This window comes from Arcicella sp. GW822-FHT02H01 (assembly GCF_058802005.1).
The window spans coordinates 4,225,532-4,247,001 of sequence record NZ_JBXANT010000001.1; the positions used below are offsets into that span (position 1 = coordinate 4,225,532).

Annotated in this window: 15 protein-coding genes and 1 tRNA gene; 9 read left to right on the top strand and 7 right to left on the bottom strand. The window is 36.6% G+C overall.

Annotation, left to right across the window (positions count from 1 at the left end):
• Nucleotides 1-405 precede the first annotated feature (405 nt).
• Nucleotides 406-1,140: an outer membrane lipoprotein-sorting protein gene (locus AC1RNE_RS17625; protein ID WP_492802671.1), complete on the top strand. Its 735-nt coding sequence runs from the start codon at nucleotides 406-408 to the stop codon at nucleotides 1,138-1,140.
• Between the two features lie 129 nt (nucleotides 1,141-1,269).
• Complete coding sequence (locus AC1RNE_RS17630) at nucleotides 1,270-2,295, top strand: quinone-dependent dihydroorotate dehydrogenase (RefSeq protein WP_492802673.1); 1,026 nt, start codon at nucleotides 1,270-1,272, stop codon at nucleotides 2,293-2,295.
• A gap of 34 nt (nucleotides 2,296-2,329) precedes the next feature.
• Here AC1RNE_RS17630 and AC1RNE_RS17635 read toward each other — a convergent pair whose 3' ends face one another.
• The 5 genes from AC1RNE_RS17635 to AC1RNE_RS17655 all read right to left on the bottom strand — a co-directional run bounded on the left by AC1RNE_RS17635 (nucleotide 2,330) and on the right by AC1RNE_RS17655 (nucleotide 7,267).
• Nucleotides 2,330-3,304, bottom strand: a complete 975-nt coding sequence (locus AC1RNE_RS17635) for a hypothetical protein (protein ID WP_492802675.1) — start codon at nucleotides 3,302-3,304, stop codon at nucleotides 2,330-2,332.
• 16 nt (nucleotides 3,305-3,320) lie between these two features.
• Complete coding sequence (locus AC1RNE_RS17640) at nucleotides 3,321-4,337, bottom strand: glycosyltransferase family 2 protein (RefSeq protein ID WP_492802677.1); 1,017 nt, start codon at nucleotides 4,335-4,337, stop codon at nucleotides 3,321-3,323.
• A 129-nt stretch (nucleotides 4,338-4,466) separates the two neighbouring features.
• Nucleotides 4,467-4,538 (bottom strand) — tRNA-Arg (locus tag AC1RNE_RS17645).
• Between the two features lie 100 nt (nucleotides 4,539-4,638).
• Nucleotides 4,639-5,901, bottom strand: coding sequence for a GTPase HflX (hflX, locus tag AC1RNE_RS17650; RefSeq protein WP_492802678.1), 1,263 nt, complete (start codon nucleotides 5,899-5,901; stop codon nucleotides 4,639-4,641).
• A 529-nt stretch (nucleotides 5,902-6,430) separates the two neighbouring features.
• Nucleotides 6,431-7,267, bottom strand: a complete 837-nt coding sequence (locus tag AC1RNE_RS17655; RefSeq protein WP_492802679.1) for a DUF2911 domain-containing protein — start codon at nucleotides 7,265-7,267, stop codon at nucleotides 6,431-6,433.
• A 253-nt stretch (nucleotides 7,268-7,520) separates the two neighbouring features.
• Here AC1RNE_RS17655 and AC1RNE_RS17660 point away from each other — a divergent pair, with 253 nt between their 5' ends.
• Entirely contained in the window at nucleotides 7,521-8,387 is an 867-nt protein-coding gene (locus AC1RNE_RS17660) for an Rpn family recombination-promoting nuclease/putative transposase (RefSeq protein WP_492802681.1), read from the top strand.
• 65 nt (nucleotides 8,388-8,452) lie between these two features.
• On the opposite strand, the gene atpG is transcribed toward AC1RNE_RS17660, so the two are convergent.
• The gene (gene atpG, locus AC1RNE_RS17665; protein ID WP_492802682.1) at nucleotides 8,453-9,337 is read right to left on the bottom strand and encodes an ATP synthase F1 subunit gamma; all 885 of its coding nucleotides are present in this window, start codon (nucleotides 9,335-9,337) and stop codon (nucleotides 8,453-8,455) included.
• Between the two features lie 102 nt (nucleotides 9,338-9,439).
• Entirely contained in the window at nucleotides 9,440-11,017 is a 1,578-nt protein-coding gene (atpA, locus tag AC1RNE_RS17670) for a F0F1 ATP synthase subunit alpha (RefSeq protein WP_323252552.1), read from the bottom strand.
• A gap of 442 nt (nucleotides 11,018-11,459) precedes the next feature.
• Here atpA and AC1RNE_RS17675 point away from each other — a divergent pair, with 442 nt between their 5' ends.
• From AC1RNE_RS17675 to AC1RNE_RS17700, 6 genes are all read left to right on the top strand, one after another.
• A complete protein-coding gene (locus tag AC1RNE_RS17675) occupies nucleotides 11,460-12,953 on the top strand; it encodes a catalase (RefSeq protein WP_492802684.1) in 1,494 nt (497 codons plus the stop codon).
• Between the two features lie 233 nt (nucleotides 12,954-13,186).
• Nucleotides 13,187-15,613: a TonB-dependent receptor gene (locus tag AC1RNE_RS17680; protein ID WP_492802686.1), complete on the top strand. Its 2,427-nt coding sequence runs from the start codon at nucleotides 13,187-13,189 to the stop codon at nucleotides 15,611-15,613.
• Between the two features lie 45 nt (nucleotides 15,614-15,658).
• On the top strand, nucleotides 15,659-16,795 hold the full coding sequence (locus AC1RNE_RS17685) for a DUF4249 domain-containing protein (protein WP_492802687.1): 1,137 nt from the start codon (nucleotides 15,659-15,661) through the stop codon (nucleotides 16,793-16,795).
• Nucleotides 16,796-16,933: 138 nt separating this feature from the next.
• Nucleotides 16,934-17,998: a ferrochelatase gene (gene hemH, locus AC1RNE_RS17690; protein ID WP_492802689.1), complete on the top strand. Its 1,065-nt coding sequence runs from the start codon at nucleotides 16,934-16,936 to the stop codon at nucleotides 17,996-17,998.
• 485 nt (nucleotides 17,999-18,483) lie between these two features.
• Complete coding sequence (locus tag AC1RNE_RS17695; RefSeq protein ID WP_492802691.1) at nucleotides 18,484-19,377, top strand: EamA/RhaT family transporter; 894 nt, start codon at nucleotides 18,484-18,486, stop codon at nucleotides 19,375-19,377.
• Between the two features lie 165 nt (nucleotides 19,378-19,542).
• Nucleotides 19,543-21,015, top strand: a complete 1,473-nt coding sequence (locus AC1RNE_RS17700; protein WP_492802693.1) for a M28 family metallopeptidase — start codon at nucleotides 19,543-19,545, stop codon at nucleotides 21,013-21,015.
• The last annotated feature ends 455 nt before the right edge of the window (nucleotides 21,016-21,470 follow it).

Consider the following 21,470-nt stretch of genomic DNA (forward strand, 5'->3'; position numbering starts at 1 on the left):
TTAGGCGGTTCCGTAAAAATACCAACAAGAGTAGATAAAGTGGGAAAAACTTAATCTTTCGGGAACTACCTATACAAGATTCGAATTTTCCTTAGCTCAAAGCTCAAAGCTCAAAGCTCAAAGCTCAAAGCTCAAAGCTCAAAGCTCAAAGCTCAAAGCTCAAAGCTCAAAGCTCAAAGCTCAAAGCTCAAAGCTCAAAGCTCAAAGCTCAAAGCTCAAAGCTCAAAGCTCAAAGCTCAAAGCTCAAAGCTCAAAGCTCCATTCATCCTCTAAATTCACTGATTATCATGATTATATTTTGTCATGAATATAATACTCGCTACATTTCAAGCGTAATTACTATTATACATAATAGTATATCATTAAACCAAGCAATTATTAGTTAAGAACATTAAAAAAACAACGATGAAGATCTCAAAAATTATTACTTCGGCGCTAATTGTAATAGCAACTACTGCTAGTGCATTTGCCCAAACTACAGATGAAATTGTGGCAAAACACATTCAAGCAATGGGTGGATTGGAAAAATGGAAAGCTTTGAAGGGCTTAGAGATGAAAAATAAATTCTCGGTTCAAGGCATGGACATTGATAGTAAAACAATCATTGTGAATGGGAAGTCTTTAAGAAGTGATGTTTCAGTAATGGGGCAATCAATTATTACGGCTGTAGATGGAGAAACGGGTTGGTCTGTTAGACCAGCAATGATGGGCGGTACAGGAGAACCTGAAGATATGCCTATTGCCATGATTAGAGAATCTCGTAAACAAGTAGATTTAGGAGGCTCTTTATTGTATTATAAAGAAAAAGGTTCTACAGTAGAATTAGTGGGAACTGAAAAAGTAGATGGTGCTGATGCTTATAAGTTGAAACTAACTGAAAAAAATGGAGATGTTACCTACTTATATGTGTCAACATCAACATACTATACCTTAAAAACAACAGGAAAACGTAAAGTACAAGGGCAAGAAATTGAAGCAGAAGTGACTTTCTCGAACTTTAAACAAATTGATGGGCTAACTTTTCCTTATACAATGGAAACTGCAAACCCAATGGGAGGAACGATGACTATTGAAACAGAATCAATTAAATTGAACCCAACTATTGACGAATCGGTTTTTAAAAAACCAGGTAAGAAGTAATTTTGAAAGCTAAGTTATAAGCTTTACGTTAGCAGATATTGAAAAACCTCTCAAGTTATTTAATACTTGAGAGGTTTTTCTTTGGGCTTTTAGTAATTTTGCCATTATTTTTCATGAAAAACGTAATCCATGTACAAATTTTTTCTCCAGCCTCTTTTATTTCAATTTGATGCTGAAAAAGCCCATCATATTACTTTTAGTTTAGTAAAATTCTTGTTTAAAATCCCTTTTGTTCCTTCGATTTTCAAAGCATTGTATCATTATGAAAATCCAGTATTGGAAAGAGAAGTATTTGGATTGAAATTCAAAAACCCCGTAGGTTTAGCCGCTGGTTTTGATAAAAATGCTCTCTTGGTTGACGAGCTTTCTACCATGGGTTTTGGCTTTATTGAAATCGGAACACTAACACCAAAACCACAACCGGGTAATGATAAGCCTCGTTTGTTCCGTTTGAAAGAAGACGAAGCCCTTATTAACAGAATGGGTTTTAACAACGAAGGCGTAAAAGAAGCCGTTATCAAATTAAAGCAAAGAAAATCTACAATCTTGATTGGCGGAAACATTGGTAAGAATAAAATAACGCCCAACGAAAATGCAGTGGATGATTACCTAATCTGTTTTCACGAATTATTCGATGTCGTTGATTATTTTGTGGTAAATGTAAGTTCGCCGAATACGCCTAATCTTAGGGCTTTACAAGAGAAAGAGCCGTTGAAGAATTTACTACAAACATTGCAAACTGAAAATGAAAAACGGGCTAAGTCTAAACCCATTTTGTTGAAGATAGCACCAGATTTGACAGATTCTCAGTTAGATGATATCATCGAGATTGTCCAAGAAACGCATATTGCAGGCGTGATTGCTACCAATACTACCATTTCAAGAGAAGGATTAGTTTCTGCGGAGGCATTAAAATCTGAAATGGGAGGATTGAGTGGGAAGCCAGTCGAAAAGCGTTCTACAGCAGTGATTCGTTATTTATCAGAAAAATCAAATAAAGCATTCCCGATTATCGGAGTAGGAGGGATTCATTCTTCGGAAGATGCCATCGAAAAACTTAATGCAGGAGCTAGCTTAGTACAAATTTACACAGGCTTTATTTACGAAGGTCCTGCTTTGGCAAGTGAAATTAACAAGGACATCGCAAAGGCTTAAAATGGTATAGAGAGGTTAATTACATAGAAAATCCTTAAAAATTTTCTATGTAATTAATTACTTTCCAAGCCGACTTCTCAATCAATTTTCCAACAATATGCTTTTCTTTGGGAGGCACCACATAAATACCATAAGCAGGTATAATGCCTTTAAAGTAATTGAAATGATTTTTGATTAAAGCAATTCTATATTGTTGAAGGATTTGTTTTAAAGCCTGCTGATTTTTATTGCTTGATAATTTAAGATGTTTTGAAACCAACTTTGGCTTCTCAGGATTATATCCGCTAAAATGAAAGAATACTAAAGGGCTAGTGTCATTCACAAAATAGCTACCGTTTTTAACACTTAACTGTCGTTCTTGTAAATTCCAATAAGCTATATTCAGGCTAGGATTGTAATCAATCAATACTTTATCATAGAATACGGGCACAAAATTCAAACATAACTGGTCGACAAACATTCCTTTGCAGTAGTCTACATAGCCGTATTTGTTTAAATGCGTTTGCCACCAATCCAAGAATTTCAACGTATTTTCCGTTCGCTTAAAAGCGATAAAACCTGCATTATACAAACCCGCATTCAAGTACTGCTTTTCGTTCCAACGTTCAGATAAGGCAATTTCCTTCGTAATATGCGGGGTAATGATAATATCATGCTCATCAAGATTATTTTCAACACCTTCTAGCGACTCGTACAAATAAATATCCGTGTCTAAATAAATCAGTTTCTCTAAAGCTGGATATATCGCTAACAAATGAAGGGCAAAAATAGGCTTTAATGCACAGGCAAGCTCAAGGGTGATAAATTTATTGCTATAGTCTTCCAGCGCAGGAAAGTTGATGCTTTCTACAGGAATAATTTGATAGGGAATTTCGAAATCAAGTACGGGTATTTTATCAGCAAGACAGATGATAAACTTGTAATCAGGGTTAGTCTTTTCGATAGATTCTCCCAAGGTAAGGGCTTGATATAGATAATTAGAAGTACAAACGGTATATATTAATTTCATGGGTAAGGGTTTTTCATTATTCAAATAAATCACCAAAAGCCGCAATATAAGGGGCTTTCCATGAAGCCTCTTGGTCTTTATAGCGATGATATGCGCCCGTTATTAATAATCTCATAACAGGTAAAATTCTTAATAAATGAAATATAGGTAGGGTAGCTCTGGTTTCATAAAAATCTATGACGGAATCTATCTTTTTTAAATTATTACTTACTATTAAACCATCTTTTTGACCTAAATATTGTTTAATGATGGTGCTTAAATAGCTATATTCATCTCTTTTCTGGATAAAAGGAGCAATTTTTTCAGCCCTTGGGCGTGCTAGTCGTTCTTTTAGACTTAATACCTTACCTTGTTGTACAGCCCTAGTGCCTACCTGTTGCGCTTCATGCTGACGGTACGAAATTAATGGCTTATCAATCAATCCAATGCCATTAAACATACAAGCTATCAACGTTAGCCAGCCATCGTGAATCATGGGTGGTTTGAAGGTAGGAAATGGTTGACAAAATGTTAATAATTCTTTTTTAAAAGCCAACATACACCCTGCTACTCTATTACCATGTAAATTCACTTCAAGCGCTTCGCCTTTTTGCCACGCTTCAATTTGCGGAGCATTTAACCTTACTTTTTGCCAAAAGGTTTGCCCTAAATCCTTTCCTTTTTCATCAATCAATCTAGCATTAGAGAATACGGCTAGTTTTGAAGGATTTTTTTGAAAGTAATTATAAATGGTGGATAATTTTTCAGGGTGCCAAAGGTCATCTTGGTCACATAAGGCAATGATATCACTGGTACAAAGGGAAATAGCTTTTTCGAAATTTTTACTAACCTTCAAAGGCGTTGAATTCCGAATGAAGGTAATGTTGAGGAGGCTTTTGAAGTCATTTACAATACTTTCTGTATCATCAGTAGAGCAATCGTCTGTAATAATGATTTCGTTAGGTAAAAGCTTTTGATTCGCAATGCTTTGAAGTTGTTCTCTTAAAAACTTAGCACCATTATATGTACACAAAGCTATTGAAATGGTCTTCAAAATGTATAAATTTAGTTCGTAAAACGTTGTATATGAACGATTTGTGAGTTGATGATTGTGAGTAGTAAGCCATCGAAGGTTAAAGTATTAATACAACTCATCATTCACAATTCATCATTCTTAACGCTGTGGCCCCAGTGGGAATCGAACCCGCATCTAACGTTTAGGAAACGTCTATTCTATCCGTTGAACTATGGCGCCTTTGTAGAGATTACAAGGAAAAAATTCCTTGTAATCTCAATAACTGCAAATTTCTCTAAAAACTCTTTAATAATCAAGGCAAGCGAGGAATATTCGCTTGTTATTCTTCTTCCTCTTCAACCTCTTCAGTTGGATAATGTACTTCATTCAGCCAATTTGGGAAAATAAGAATGTGCTTTTCTTTTACTGCTTTCACAATAGTTTCTCTTAGCTCTTCTATATTTTCTTTTTGTTCAGCCGAAATGAAAACCGTTTGAGGTTGAGGATTATTCATGTACGAATTTTTCAAGAAAGCCGTTACTTTTTCAATCCTGCTTTGCTGATTTTCAGGTTCATTCCCAGACCCAATCTCCCAATCATTGATAACAACTTCTTCTGACGAGAACAAATCTATCTTATTAAAAACAAGAATTGTCGGCTTGTCGGCTGCACCAATTTCTGTTAAAGTTGAATTGACAACCTCGATGTGTTCCTCGTAATTTGGATGAGAAATATCAACAACATGTAATAAAATATCAGCCTCTCTTACTTCATCCAAAGTCGATTTAAATGATTCAATCAACATCGTAGGAAGTTTTCTGATAAACCCTACAGTATCTGAAAGCAGGAAAGGAATAGTATCAAAAGTTACTTTTCTAACCGTAGCATCCACCGTAGCAAAAAGTTTATTTTCTGCAAATACTTCTGCCTTTGCTAGGCGACGCATCAACGTAGATTTACCAACGTTGGTATAACCTACTAAGGATACACGTACCATTCGGTCTCTATTTTTTCGCTGTGTAAACGCTTGCTTATCAATTTGCTTGAGTTTCTCTTTCAAGAAAACGATTCTATCATTAGCAATACGACGGTCAGTTTCTAGTTCTTTTTCACCCGGACCACGCATACCCACGCCACCTCGTTGTTTAGAAAGGTGAGTCCACATCCTTGTTAATCTTGGCAAAATATACTGTTGCTGTGCCAGTTCCACTTGCGTTTTTGCCTGCACTGTTTTGGCACGCATCGCAAAGATGTTTAGAATCAATAAGCTACGGTCAAGAATCTTTACTTCATGCTGAAATTTCGCAAATTCAGTTTCAATATTTCTGATTTGAACAGGCGAAAGATCATCATCAAAAATTACCATGTCTACATCATTATCTACTACATAAGCGATAATATCTTGCATCTTACCTTTCCCCACATAAGTACGTGTATCAGGTTTTTCTAATTTTTGTGTAAAAGTATAAAGCGTATTGATTTGTGACGTATCTGCCAAAAAAGCTAATTCGTCTAGGTATTCTTTTGTTTGTTCTGCTGTTTGTTTTTGTGTTTGTACAGCCACTAAAACGGCTGTCTCTTTTACTTCTTCGGTAGTATGCATAATATCTTGATGTTCAATATTGGAATTTTATAAATAGCCTAAAATCATCAGGCTTTTACATGATTACCTTTCAATAATGATTGTTTCTAAATCCTGTTGTTGAAGGAATGCATGTACAATTTTGCGAGTGTTATCTTATATTGACATTGTTGTTTTCGTTAATATTGTTTCTATTCGTCCTAATTACTGTCTAGCTAAAAGCCGACGATTAAACTGATTGAGTATTTTTAAAGATACGCAATTGGTTTTATCTTACAGAAATTAAAAACAAGTTTAAACAGAAATGGTTGATGTTGAAATTACTGCCCTTTCGGAGGGCAATATCCATGAAGACTGGATTTTGCAGAGCCGAGAGAGGATGTTAGCAGAAAATTTGTCTTAGCTTCATGTTAGTAATGATACTGAAAGAATCGTTTTAAAGTTAGTGGTGCAAAGGTATAATTATTTTTCTGATTTCTATCGTTTTATGCATAAAAAAACCTGTAAGCGTTAAATACTCTTACAGGTTCAAAAAAAGAAGTCAATGATATTACTTCATTGAAGCAATTAACTTCTCATTTAACGCTACATAATCCATATTATTGGCTTCTTTAGCAAGTTCTATTGATTTTTTGGCTGTTTCAATCGCTACAGCTTTATTTCCTAGCTTTGCTTGAATCTTTGCCTTTAAGTGCATAATCCAGAATGCTTTAGGTGTTTGCTCAACGGCTTTATCTGCCCAAGCCAACGCTTTGTTTAAATCTTTGCCTGTTTCAAAATAATAGCTAGCTGCCTGAAAGTACGGACGACTATCAACAGCTAATGCCGTTTCAATGGCTTTGGTGATTTTGCCATCAATATCAGCGGTCACTGGAATAGCAATGGCTGTTTTTTCCCAACTGATTTCAAGGTCTGCTGACGAAGCCGTTAGGTTGGCAATCTCAATCGTAAACGTTTCAACAGAATTTGCTAAGGCTATCGGTTTTACTTTGAATTTGGCAACATCTTCTTCGGCTTTATAGCCATCAATGCCCCAATTGTTCAAACCTTTGTTGAAAATCACTTCCCATTCGTCTTTGTTAGGAATAGTGTACAACACATACGTACCAGCTTTTAAAGCTACGCCACCTACTTTTACATCCTCGCCAAAAGTTACTCTGGTAGCAGCGTTCGCACCTGTTCTCCATAGCTTACCGAATGGTGCTAAATCACCGAAAACTACTCTGCCTCTGATGTTTGGTCTTGAATAAACCACCTCGATAGAAGATAAAGCAAAATCTTGTTTGATGGTCTGTGTAGGACTTGGTGCAGGTGTTTTAATTCCCTGAGCGTTTAATGAAGCATTTAAGGTAAAAATTGCAAGAATTGAAATAATAAAGTTTTTCATGAGAAGAATATTTGTTAAAGTATATCCTACAAAGTTAAGGATAGTTACATTAACAATTCTTTAGCTTTTAGTTATCAACTTAAAATTTTCGATAAACAGTAAATATTGGTGGGTGAAAATATTTCACCTTCGATGAATTCTTTTTTCTTAGGATATACATTTTATTGAATTTCTATATAAGAGGCTTTTAACTAATAAAAATTTAATCTATCAATTTTCCAAATGATGTATATTTGTTTAAAATTATATGTAAATGGCAGAATTTGTAGAGAAATATATTAATCCTTTTACCGACTACGGTTTCAAGAAATTGTTTGGCGAGGAGCTAAATAAAGACTTGTTATTGGATTTTCTGAACGAATTATTAAAAGAAGAGCAAGGACAAATCACAGCCTTAAACTATCTAAAAACTGAAAATCTTGGTCTGACAGAATTAGATAGAAAAGCCATTTTTGATTTGTATTGTGAAAATGAACGTGGAGAGAAATTTATCGTGGAGTTACAAAAGACTAAACAGAATTTCTTTAAAGATAGAACAGTTTACTATTCAACTTTTCCGATACGTGAGCAAGCTAAACGAGCAGATTGGAATTATGAATTAAAGGCAGTTTATACCATTGCCATTCTTGATTTTGTTTTCGATGCAGATAAAAATGAACCCAATAAATTTAGGTATGATGTAAAGTTGAAAGACACAGAAACAAATAAAGTATTTTATGACAAACTGACTTTCATCTACTTAGAAATGCCTAAGTTCAAGAAAACAATTGATGAATTAGAGACGAGATTCGATAAATGGTTGTATGTAATTAGCAACCTAAATAAGCTAGATAGAGTCCCAGATAGTTTGCGAGAACAAATTTTCGAGAAAGTATTTGAAACCGCAGAAATAGCGAAGTTTACCCAAGAGCAAGTATTATCTTATGAAGATAGCTTGAAGTATTACAGAGATTTAAAGAACTCATTGGATACTGCCAGAGAAGAAGGAGAGATAGAGGGAATATTGAAAGGAAAGTTAGAAGTAGCCCGAAACATGCTTTCATTAGGAATTTCAATCGAAACAATTATGCAAGCTACTGGTCTTTCTGAGGAGGAAATTAATCATTTAAGAGATAATTGATTTGAGCAAGAACAAAAAAAAACTCATTCCTTTTAAGAATGAGTTTTTTGATAAAATATCGTATTTTATGCCGCTGCCAAAGCTTCTGCACCACCAACAATCTCAAGGATTTCGTTAGTAATCGCTGCCTGACGAGAACGGTTATATTGTAATTTCAATTCTTTCAATAATTCACCAGCATTATCTGTTGCTTTATCCATCGCTGTCATTCTAGCACCATGCTCAGAAGCATTTGATTCAAGAACGGCTTTGTAGATTTGTAACTTCAACGCCTTAGGAATTAATTCATTGATGATTTCTTCTTCAGAAGGTTCAAAGATATAATCCACAGAAGAAGCCTTCACTTTGTCGTCTTTTTGTTCAACGATTGGTAATACTTGTTCTGTCTTTAAAATCTGAGTCGCTACGTTTTTGAACTCGTTATACACCAATTCAACAACATCGTATTTGCCTTCTTCAAAACCTTTCATCGCTGCTTCTGCCGCAGTACGCACGTTAGTGAAACTTAGTCTTGTAAAGATATCAACATACTCAGTGTTTACATTATATCCACGACGCGAAAGGTATTCACCACCTTTTTTGCCAAGTGCCAAAATTTCAACATTTCCAGCGACTTGTTGCGCTGCATATTTTTCGCTGATTAAGCTAACAGCTGCTTTACCGACGTTGGCATTGAAAGCACCACACAAACCACGGTCTGAAGTAACAACAATGATTAATACTTTGTTGATAGCACGAACGATAGTGTATGGGTTTTCTTTTGCTCCTTCTGCATTAGCAGAAACGGTAGCAATCATTTCAGTCAATTTTCTTGAATAAGGACGCATCTGAACGATAGCATCTGTCGCACGGCGAAGTTTTGCTGCCGACACCATTTTCATGGCTTTGGTAATCTGCTGAGTAGAGTTTACCGAGACTATTCTGTTTCTTACTTCTTTTAATGAAGCCATTATCTTTTCTAATAAATGAATGATAGAATGAATGAATGATAGTGAATTAATCTACTTTGTAAAATCACTATCATTCTATCATTCAAAATTGAAAATTATTTTTTACACGTATTTCGGTGCTACTTCTTTCGATACTCTTGTCAAGACATCTGTCAAAGAATCATCAAATTTACCTGCTTTCAAAGCATCCATTGTTGATTTTTGCGTAGCGTTCATTACGTTAATGAAATCTTTTTCAAATTCACGAACTTTGCTTACCGCTACCGTGTCAAGAAGACCTTTTGTTGAAAGGAAAATCATAGCGATTTGCTCTTCAACTCTTTGTGGAGCACCGTTTGGTTGCTTCAACATTTCAAGGTTACGACGACCACGTTCGATAGTCAATTTCGTAGCAGCATCTAAGTCAGAACCAAATTTAGCAAATGCTTCCAATTCACGGAATTGTGCTTGGTCAAGCTTTAAAGTACCTGCTACCTTTTTCATCGACTTGATTTGAGCATTACCACCCACACGTGATACCGAGATACCTACGTTGATAGCTGGACGAATACCCGCGTTGAAAAGGTTTGATTCCAAGAAAATCTGTCCATCCGTAATTGAGATTACGTTTGTAGGAATATATGCTGAAACGTCACCCGCTTGTGTTTCGATGATTGGAAGTGCTGTTAATGAACCACCACCTTTTACCAAATGCTTGATAGATTCAGGTAAATCGTTCATGCTACGAGCAATTTCGTCAGATGAGTTAATCTTAGCAGCACGCTCTAATAAACGACTGTGAAGATAGAATACGTCACCTGGGTAAGCTTCACGTCCTGGAGGACGACGAAGTAATAATGAAACTTCACGGTAAGAAACAGCTTGTTTAGATAAATCATCATAGATGATCAATGCTGGACGACCTGTATCACGGAAGAATTCACCAATTGCAGCACCTGTAAATGGAGCAAAGAATTGCATCGGAGCAGGATCTGAAGCACCCGCCGCTACAATTACAGTATAGTCCATCGCACCAGCTTTGCGAAGTGTTTGTTCTATTTGTTTGATAGTAGAGGCTTTCTGACCACAAGCTACATAAATACAGTAAACAGGGTTTCCAGCTTCATAATATTCTTTTTGGTTAATGATAGTGTCGATACAAACAGTAGTTTTACCTGTCTGACGGTCACCGATTACCAATTCACGTTGTCCACGACCTACTGGAATCATCGCATCAATCGCTTTGATACCTGTTTGAAGGGGCTCAGTTACAGGTTGACGGAAGATTACACCCGGAGCTTTACGTTCCAAAGGCATATCATACAAATCACCTGTGATTGGTCCATTACCATCAATAGGCTCGCCAAGTGTGTTTACAACACGACCGCAGATACCGTCGCCAACTTTAACAGATGCGATTTCGTCAGTACGTTTTACAGTGTCTCCTTCTTTGATTTCAGACGAATCCCCTAATAATACCGCTCCTACGTTATCTTCCTCAAGGTTCAAAGCTAGAGCTTTTAAGCCGTTATCAAAAACGAGCAATTCACCCGCCTGTACTTTCGATAGTCCGTAAATACGGGCTACACCATCACCGATTTGTAATACGGTACCTACTTCTTGAAGTTCAGCCTCTGATTTTGCTCCTGAGAGTTGTTCTCTCAAAATTGCTGATACTTCATCTGGTCTGACTGATGCCATTATAATAAGTTTGTTTTGTGATTTTGAATTTGGAATAGTATTTAATCTACTAGATAAGAATTAGTTAAATATCAATTAGAGATTAATTATTAAAGACTTACAATATTAATAAATACTCTATCGTTGCTCGCTGAATTCTTTAATTAATAAATTACTTATTTTTCAGGTGCAAAATTAGGGAACAAATTTCACAATTCCATGAAATGTTTAACAATTAGTGCTTAAATGTTATACTTTTTTGGGATTCATTATTCCTTTCTTCCATGAAATCTGCCACTTTTTGGGCTTTTATCTTCAAAAAATCCTTTTTTAGTAGTAAAATAGATATGTTGTATAGTTATTTTCTATTGGTAAATAAAATTTATCGATTTGATTTATATATCTAAAAATTCTAAGTTTGTGACATCAAATAATAATCTTCACATATAAATAGCTTACTATCATGTCTGAATCAACTAAGAAATTAACTACTGCTTCTGGGAGACCCTACTATGAAAATGAAAACTCTCAATCAGTCGGTCCGCGTGGTCCACTTTTATTGCAAGATTTTATCCTGCATGAAAAAATGGCTCACTTCAACCGTGAGCGAATTCCTGAACGTGTTGTACACGCCAAAGGTTCTGGTGCATTTGGTACTTTTACTGTTACAGAGGATATTACAAAATATTCACGAGCAAAGGTATTTTCCGAGATTGGAAAGCAAACACGCGTGTTCCTTCGCTTTTCAACAGTAGGAGGTGAAAAAGGTTCGGCAGATACAGAACGTGACCCACGGGGTTTTGCGTTGAAATTTTATACTGAAGATGGCAATTGGGATTTAGTAGGTAATAATACACCCGTATTTTTTATCAAAGACCCTAAGAAATTTGGTGACTTTATCCATACTCAAAAACGTGACCCTCATACCAACTTAAAGTCTCCAACCATGATGTGGGATTTTTGGTCGTTAAACCCAGAATCATTGCATCAAGTATTAATCTTGATGTCTGACAGAGGTACACCTTATGGATATCGCCACATGCACGGCTTTGGTTCACATACTTTCTCATTTATCAATTCAAATAACGAACGCTTCTGGATTAAATTCCACTTCATCACCGCACAGGGAATTAAAAACTTTACTGCTGCCGAGGCCAATGATATGAAAGCGCACGATTTGGACTTTGCCCAAAGAGATTTGATAGAACACATAGATGCAGGTGATTTCCCAAGATGGAATGTAAAGATTCAAGTGATGCCTGAGCAAGAAGCTAAAACGTATAGATGGAATCCGTTTGATTTAACCAAAGTATGGCCTCATGCCGACTATCCTTTGATTGACATTGGCGTATTGGAATTGAACGAAAACCCTGATAACTATTTTCAAGATGTTGAGCAGTCGGCTTTTGCCCCAGCTCACGTAATTGATGGTATCGGTTATTCGCCTGACAAGATGTTGCAAGGACGATTGTTATCATACCCAGATGCGCATCGTTATCGTTTAGGAGGCAATTATGAACAAATCCCTGTCAACCGTTGTCCATTCGCGGTAAACAATTATCAACGTGACGGACAGATGAGGGTAGATGGCAATGGTGGAAAAGGACCAAACTATTTTCCTAATTCATTTGACGATATTGTGGCAGATGAAAGCTATCGTGAACCAGCTTGGGAACTAGAAAGCGCTACTGCTAACTGGTATGATAGAAATGCCGAAGGAGAGAACGACCATTATACGCAACCGGGTAATTTGTGGCGTTTGATGACTGATGATGCCAAGGCGAGAACTGTAGAAAACATCGTAGGCGCGATGTCAGGCATTACTGGCCCAATGAAAGATAAAATTACCAATTTGCAATTATGCCATTGGTTCAGAGCAGACATTGGTTTAGGTATGAGAATCGCTCAGGGGCTAGGCATTGATGCTGCTGCGGTTATGCCACAGAAACATCAGTAGTGTGAAGTAAGTTTTAATAGTTTTTTAGATGCCAAAAGCGTCGGAACGAGTCGGGCAGGACTTTGTTTCGACGCTTTTTTTAAGTATTCTGTCTTGAAATTTTAGCACATTGTCAGTATTTGATACAATATGTAATAATAAGGTGACAAATCATGCTATAGATTTCTGTTAAAATGCCGTTCTTTGTAAAACCAGTTTATCTTGATGACTGGCATCAACTTTAAAAATAAACTATGAAACTAACTTTACGAACATTAATCCTTAAGAGCTTATTTTTTTGCTGTATTTACATTTCTTTTACTACACAAATTTTTGCACAAAATACAGAATTTAAGTTGCCTTTATTATCAGGAAAAGTGCGAGATTCCAACACAGGGGAATCAATTACGGGTGCAACGATTTTTTTGGATTTCAAAAAATCAGGTATAATCACCGACTCGCTGGGCAATTACCAACTGTATTTACCACAAGGCGAATACATCATTAAAGTTAGTCATGTGGGGTATAAGCCTTATCGTACAAAACTAATCATCAAAGCAGATACTCAATTGGATGTTATTTTAGAGGATGTCTCTAAAACACTTGAAGAAGTAATTGTTTCTAGTCAGGCTACCCGCAAAAGCATACAGACACCTTCTTTGGGGGTTACTTTGCTGAGTATAAAAGGTATCAAGAAATTGCCAGCGATGATGGGTGAGGTAGATATTATCCGTTCGTTACAAACCTTACCAGGGGTGTCGTCAGTAGGTGAAGGTTCAAATGGTATAAATGTGCGTGGAGGGAATGTTGACCAAAACTTAATCTATATAGACGAAGCTCCTATTTTTAACCCTACCCACCTTTTTGGATTATTTTCAGTATTTGCTTCCGACGCTATTCGTGAATTAGAGCTATACAAAGGAAGTATTCCGTCTCGCTTTGGTGGTCGGACGGCCTCTGTATTGGACATTAAAATGACAGACCCTAGCTTAGAAAAATTTAAACTTTCGGGCGGAATTGGTTTGGTATCTAACAGAGCGATGGTTGAGGTACCCATTATCAAAGAAAAATTATCGGTTGTAGTAGCAGGAAGAGCATCCTTCAATGATTTTTTGTTTAAATGGATTGGGCCAGATAATATGAGAAATACGCGTGCTAATTTTTATGACGTAGCAACTAAAATATATTTCAGACCGAATAAAAATAATACCATTTCGCTTTCTACGTATATGAGCAAAGATTTTTATCAGGTAGATTCCTTGTTTAGTTTAGAAAACGTAGTGGCAAAACAAACTCAGTTTGATTATGGACATTTGAATTTTTCTGCTCGTTGGAGCCACTATTTTAATACAAAATTGAGTTTAGATGTAGTAGGAGTAGTGAGTAATTATAAAACTAGAACGTATGCACCCGATAGTGTCAATAGAATAGATTTGTACAACAGTATTGATTATAAAAACATCAAGGTAAATTTTGATTATAATCCAGACGAGCAACACAAAATCAATTTCGGTGCTAGCGGAATCAATTACCAGATTTCACCAGGTAAATTGAATGAAAATATAAAATCAAGGATTTCGAGCGTTTTATTGCCAAGGGAACAATCGTTAGAATTAGGATTGTATGTGGATGATGAATACAAAGCCAATGAAAAGCTAACGATACAAGCTGGCATTAGGTATGCACAATACTTAAGCTTAGGGCCTACTACTACTCGGAAATATTTAGATGGAGAGCCAAGAACAACCTCATCACAAATCGGGGAAGAAATTATTTCTAGTGGTGCTGTAGAGAAAACCTATGGCGGTTTTGAACCTCGTTTAGCCATAAAATATTCTTTGGGTGAAAACAGTACCTTGAAAGTAGGCTACAATAGAATGCAGCAATTCATTCAATTATTATCTAATAACACCACGCCACTGCCTACGGCACGCTGGAAAACCGCGGATGAATATATTAAACCTCAGATTAGTGATTTTGTATCTTTAGGCGTATTCAAAACCTATAAAGATAATGTGTGGGAGTTTTCAGCAGAGGGATATTATCGTTCAACACAGAATGTAGTGGATTATATCTCAGGAGCAAACCTACAATTGGCTAAAGCCATAGAAACACAACTAATTTCAGGCAAGGGCAAATCGTATGGATTAGAATTGATGTTGACTAAAAAAAGAGGCGAGTTGAATGGTTGGGTGAGTTATACATTTGCTCGTTCTTTGCAACAAGTAACAGGCGATTATCCTCAACTCCAACAAATTTCTGATGGTAATTGGTATGCCTCAAATTATGACAAGCCTCATAGTTTGAATATTATGATGAACGTACAGCCAACTATTCACCATAGTTTCTCTTTTACGTTTGCTTATAATACAGGTCGTCCGTTTTCGTCACCATCAGGTTTCTTTCAGATTGATAATAAAAGATACCCAGTGTATGAAGCCCGAAACAATGATAGAATTTCGGATTATCACCGCCTAGATTTTTCATGGACAATTACGAATCCAAGTATGAAAGAAAAACGCTGGGAGGGAAGCTGGACTTTTACCGTGTATAACCTTTATGGCAGAAAAAATGCCTATTCGGTGTTCTTCAAATCTGCTGGTGCTGCCTTGAAACCTTATGAGTTAAGTGTTTTCGCTAACCCATTGATTTCATTGACTTATAATTTTAAATTTTTATAAAAAGACTTGTATTGCTTTCGTTTAGAAAGATTGAAATATATTATCATGAAAACTAAATTTCCAATATTTTCCTTACTTTTCTGTATACTGGTAGCCTCGTGTATTACCCCAATTACAGACTTTGTACAAGTATCTTCAAAAAGCTTTCTTACGATAGAAGCTACCTTAACAGACCAGCCTGGCCCACATAAAGTACATTTATATATGTCTTCAGATAAAATTTCGGGAGGATATTTTTTGCCAGTATTAAAAGCCAAGGTTTATTTAACAGATGAAAAAGGTGTTGTTGAAAACTTGACAGACCCTAAATCTACAGGTTATTACCAGACTTCCGATGGATATACTGGACGTGTGGGTGGAACTTATACCTTATCTATCGAAACGTTAGATGGTAAAAAGTATGTTTCTGCGGCTGAAACGATGAGACCAGTTCCAGAAATAGAAAATGTGATTACAAAATTTGACGTACAAGACAATTATGCCAAAGGAGACCCTCGTCGTGGAGGTTTTAATATCTATGCAGATTTTCAGGATTTTGCTACTACAGGAGATAACTATCAATGGTATTGGAAACATTATGAACGTGCTTTTATTTGCGAGACTTGTCCGAATGGCTACTATGATTTTACCAAGAATACCTGTACTTTCCCTAAAGTGCCAACAGACGTAATTTTGAATTATAAATGTGATGGAGATTGTTGGAACATAACCTTTTCTAATGAGTTAAACGTTTTTTCAGATTCGTATTTGAATGGACAAAGGATTACAGGAAGAAAGGTAGCCCGCATACCATTTGATGATATTAGCCCTTATTATCTTCAGTTTGAACAGCGTTCTATCACCAAAAATACGTATAACTATTATCAAAGTCTGGTAGCACAAACACAAAATAGTGGTACTTTGTTTGATGTGCCTGCCGAAACACGATTTAGTTATAATATCAAATCAACAACCAATACTAGCGAAAAGATACTCGGTATTTTTGATGTACATTCATTGAAGAAAAAGATATTTTATATAGATCGTTCCGTAGGAGTTCCAGCAGGAGAAGCTCCTGTTCCTGTAAGGATTGTCGGTGATATATTTGCATGTCCTGCGGGTTCTGCCAACTGTAAAGAGTACGTTCAGTGTGCTGATGGTTTATACAGAACGCCATTTAAGCCAGTAGGTTGGAAAAATTAATTAGAAAGTTTCTCGAAAATAAATTCATAAAAGAGCGGAAGAAATATTAAAATCGAACAAATTTGCATTTTAGATTTTGTCTTCAAACAATCTCGTGAGCGAAGAGTTACGTAAATAAGAGAAATTTAATTTATAAAAATGCAAGTACAAGAACCATACACGTTGTCTGATAAATCGTTGACAGCTAAGCTTAAAACAGGGGTATTAATCGTTAATTTAGGTACTCCAGATTCCCCCAATACACCAGATGTACGTAAATATTTACGGGAGTTTTTGATGGATGGACGGGTAATAGATATCCCTTACGCTTTCAGATGGATGTTGATAAACCTTATCATCGCACCCTTTAGAGCACCAAAATCTGCAAAAGTATATAAAGAGCTTTGGACTGACAGAGGTTCGCCATTAAAGTTTTATGGGGAGGACATCGAGAAAATGCTTCAAGTGCAGTTAGGAGAAGATTATGACGTGAAATTGGCCATGCGTTATCAAAACCCTAGTATGGATGTTGCCTTGGAACAATTCAAGAAATCGGGCTATAAAAAAATAGTTGTTGTTCCATTTTTCCCACAATACGCTTCGGCAAGTACGGGTTCTGTGTATGAAAAAACGATGAGCATCGTGAAAGATTGGCAGATTATTCCTGAAATAAGCTTTGTCAATACTTTTTATGATCATCCGAAGTTTATTGAATATTTTGCTAATGCAGCGCGTAATTATATGGCAAAACATGAGTATGATTACTTTATGTTCAGCTATCACGGACTGCCACAAAGCCAAATTAAGAAAGGAGATTGTACGGGTAATACATGTAAGTTTGGGTCTTGTTGCGATACTATCCATTCAATGAACCAATATTGCTATCGTGCGCAGTGTCATGAAACGACTCGCTTGTTAGTAAAAGAATTAGGCTTGAAAGAAGATACATATACGACTACTTTCCAGTCGAGGTTAGGAAGCGACCCTTGGGTAAAACCTTATACAGACGTAGTTATCAAAGAATTAGCCGCCCAAGGCAAAAAGAACATCTTGGTATTCTCGCCAGCTTTTGTGGCGGATTGTTTAGAAACAACCATCGAGATAGGAGAAGAATATCGTGAAATGTTTGAAAGCTTTGGCGGACAACATTGGCAATTGGTAGAAAGCTTGAATAACTCACCGATGTGGGTAGATTTATTGGAGGACTTGATTAAAAAGGCGTGATAGAGCTGTGAGCTTTAAGCGATGAGCTTTTTTTGTTTTCGCCGTTGTTTCGCCCTTGTTGGTGTTCTTCACCAACAACTCGTGCTACAGCAACACTCCAGCCCAATAGTTAGTTTTTGTTACAATTGTTAGTGGTGCATTGCTGTCGCACCCCTTGTTGGTGAAGACACCAACAAGGGCTTAAACCGAGCTTTGGTCGCCTCATGTCACAGCCTGAATACGTGAAGTTCTTATCCCTAGTGAGGGACTTAAGTCCCTCGCTAGGGATATATTTATATACTTGTGGGTAATCAGTAGGACTTAAGTCGCACCCTAAAGGAAAGATAACATCGCCCCAATCATAGCTCAAGGCTCATAGCTCACAGCTCAATTAAATTCGAGAATATTTGTTTAAGCTTTTGATGGATATTCTTACATTTGGGTAATTACCTGTTTTCAAACCTAAACAGTTTAATAAATCCCAAAATATTTAATCATCATCAGCTATGATACATTTGCTACTTAGTATAATCTTCTCGGTTTTATTATTGATTAATTTCCGTTTGCATCCTCGTTTTGGCATCAATACTTTTCAAACCATCATTTTCAATTATCCAGTTTGTATCATTACAGGCTTATTGTTTTTGCCAGAAAATCAGCACCTTAACTTAGATTTATCCGAAACCTCCACCATTTTAGCCATGCTCTTAGGTGTTGGTTTTGTGATTACTTTTATGCTTTCGGGTATCTCTACTCAGCGAATCGGGATGGCTACTACTTCGTTAGCAAACAATATGTCGTTGGTAGTACCCGTGATTTTTAGCTTAGTAATCCTGAAAACGAGTACCAGTTTTGATGCCTTTAATTATCTGGGATTGGTACTAGCCGTAATAGCCGTGGCGTTGAGTACCTTTAAAAAAGATGAAGGGGGCAATCAAAACAAGCAACAAACGGCAGATTGGTTATTGCCCATTGCAGTATTTACGATGTACGGCATTACCAATACCACCTTTAATTACCTCAATGCCAAATACGTTACTGCAGCAGGTACTACTATTCCTTTTACATTAACAATCTTGGTAGGCTCTGTCGTGATTGGGGGAATAGTATTGATTATCAGGATGATACAAGGAAAAGAGAAACTAGAAGCCAAGAGCCTGTTAGCGGCAATTCCATTAGGCATTCCTAATTTCCTATCGTTTTATTATTTACTCAAAGCCCTTGATGCTTATCAGAACAATGGTGCTTTTGTATTACCCATCTATAATATTGGTGTCATTGTAGGCTCGGCATTGGTCGCTTTTATTTTCTTTCAAGAAAAATTTACTTTGCTCAATAAAATCGGCTTGCTGTTGGCGGTAATCGCCATTGGGTTGATTTCGTATCAGAGCTTGTTTTAAGCCAATTCAAAATAATTCATTAAGGAGTAATTAGTAAATAGTGATTGGTGAACGGTCTATCGTTGCGATAATGTTTTAAGTTGTTAGTTATCAGTTGTTTGTGATAAATGAAAGCGATGCTTAAATTGTAATACTTATTTAACAAAACTTAGCCATAAATAGAAAATGAAAAAAAGTAATTTACTATTCTTGTTCCTGCTTGTGACAAACACAGTGTTGGCACAACTGAATAATCCTCCTGCATTGAATGCCATAACAACACAGGATTTGAAAAAAGATTTATATGCCTTTGCAGATGCCCATTTTAATGGTCGTTCTGCTGGAACGTTAGATGAACTAAAGGCTTCTATGTGGTTGGCTGATCAATACAGGGCTATTGGATTAAAACCAGCAGGTGATGATGGTACCTACTTTCAGTACTTTACCTTATGGCGAAATCATATTGCAGATAATTCTAGTGTTGTGATTAATAATACAGCCTTCTCGCTTTGGAAAGACGTTGCTGTGGCACAGATGGCCAATATTTCGTTAAATGCACCCATTATGTATTTAGGGAATGCCCTTGATATTGATACCAGTAAAGTAGATGTAAAAGGCAAAGTAATAGCGATAGAAGCCAATGCAAAGGGCATTAATTTGAATGTGTCGTTACCAACTTGGCGATACAACCGATATATTTTCACGAAGTATGGCTTGCCTTTGATAAAAAAAGGAGCAGTAGCCATTATTTTTATTGCCGACGACGTAGCTGAAAATGCGTGGGAAGATGCCGCTGAAAACTTTAAAAGGGGTACGTATGATATAGACGGAGGCGTGAATGAAAATGTTACGACTACCGTGCCTGTTTTGTGGTTCCATGCTAGTGCGAAAGCATTATTACAGCAAAATACTGCTACGATAAAAGCCAACTTGATAGTCGCTAAATATCCATATCCTTCAGTAAATGTAATTGGTAAAATTGATGGAACAGATGCCAAGTTAAAAGCAGAGTACCTGTTATATAGTGGACATACCGATGCACATGGTATTAGAAATGAAATCAAAAATGATTCTATCTATTATGGTGCCGATGACAACGGTAGTGTAGATGTAGCAATGCTTGCCAATGCCAGAGCATTTATTAAAAAACCTGCTAAGCGGTCTGTGATTTTTGTGATTCATGGGGCAGAAGAAAGAGGTTTATTAGGGTCGAGGTATTTTTCGTCACACCCTACTGTTCCTATTAAGAATATTGTAGCGGTATTGAATGGAGATATGATTGGTAGAAATACCACTGATAGTGCTGCCATTTTAGGCATGAAACCTCCTCACAGAAATTCCCTTGATTTGGTAACGATGGCACTTGATGCCAATAAAGAAGGCCCTAAGTTTAAATTAGATGATACTTGGGACGACGTAACGCACGTAGAAGGTTGGTATTTTAGGAGTGACCATCTACCTTATGCAAGGCTAGGCATTCCTGCTATCATGTACACCAGTCTTCTGCATCCTGATTATCATACACCACAAGATAATGCCGAAAGCATCAACTATCCAAAGCTTAAAAAAATGGCTGATTGGATGTACCGAACAGGGTGGAAGGTAGCCAATGCAACCAACAGACCAGCTACTGACAAGGGGTTTAAATTAGAGAGATAAAATTTGAGCTTTGGTTTACAAAGCAATCTTTCTATTAATGGGCGACTTAAGTCGCCCACTAATAGAAAGCATCGTTGCTCCTCGAAGTCTCTGACTTCGTAGTACAGATAAACGACAATCTATGATTGTCCGAGCTATTTTTAGAAGAATGCAACGAGGTGATGAGGTCGATATGTTGACTTTTTTGGATTAATATCCTTTTTATCATGCTTCGAAATGCCCTTTGGAATATCTCGAAGAGCGGGGAGAGCAATAGTATTATTATGTAGCGTATAATATAATCGTTATGTAAACAAGCTTCAGTTTTCCCCAAAAAAGGCTACATTTTTCCTATCAAAAAGAAACAAATTAGTTAAGTTCGTTTGTCAATAAATGGTGAAGGAAGTAAAGAGAAATGAGCGCTAAAAAGGAGTAGCTTTGCTTTGGTAGTTGCTTCTGCAGTGCTGTAGCATTTT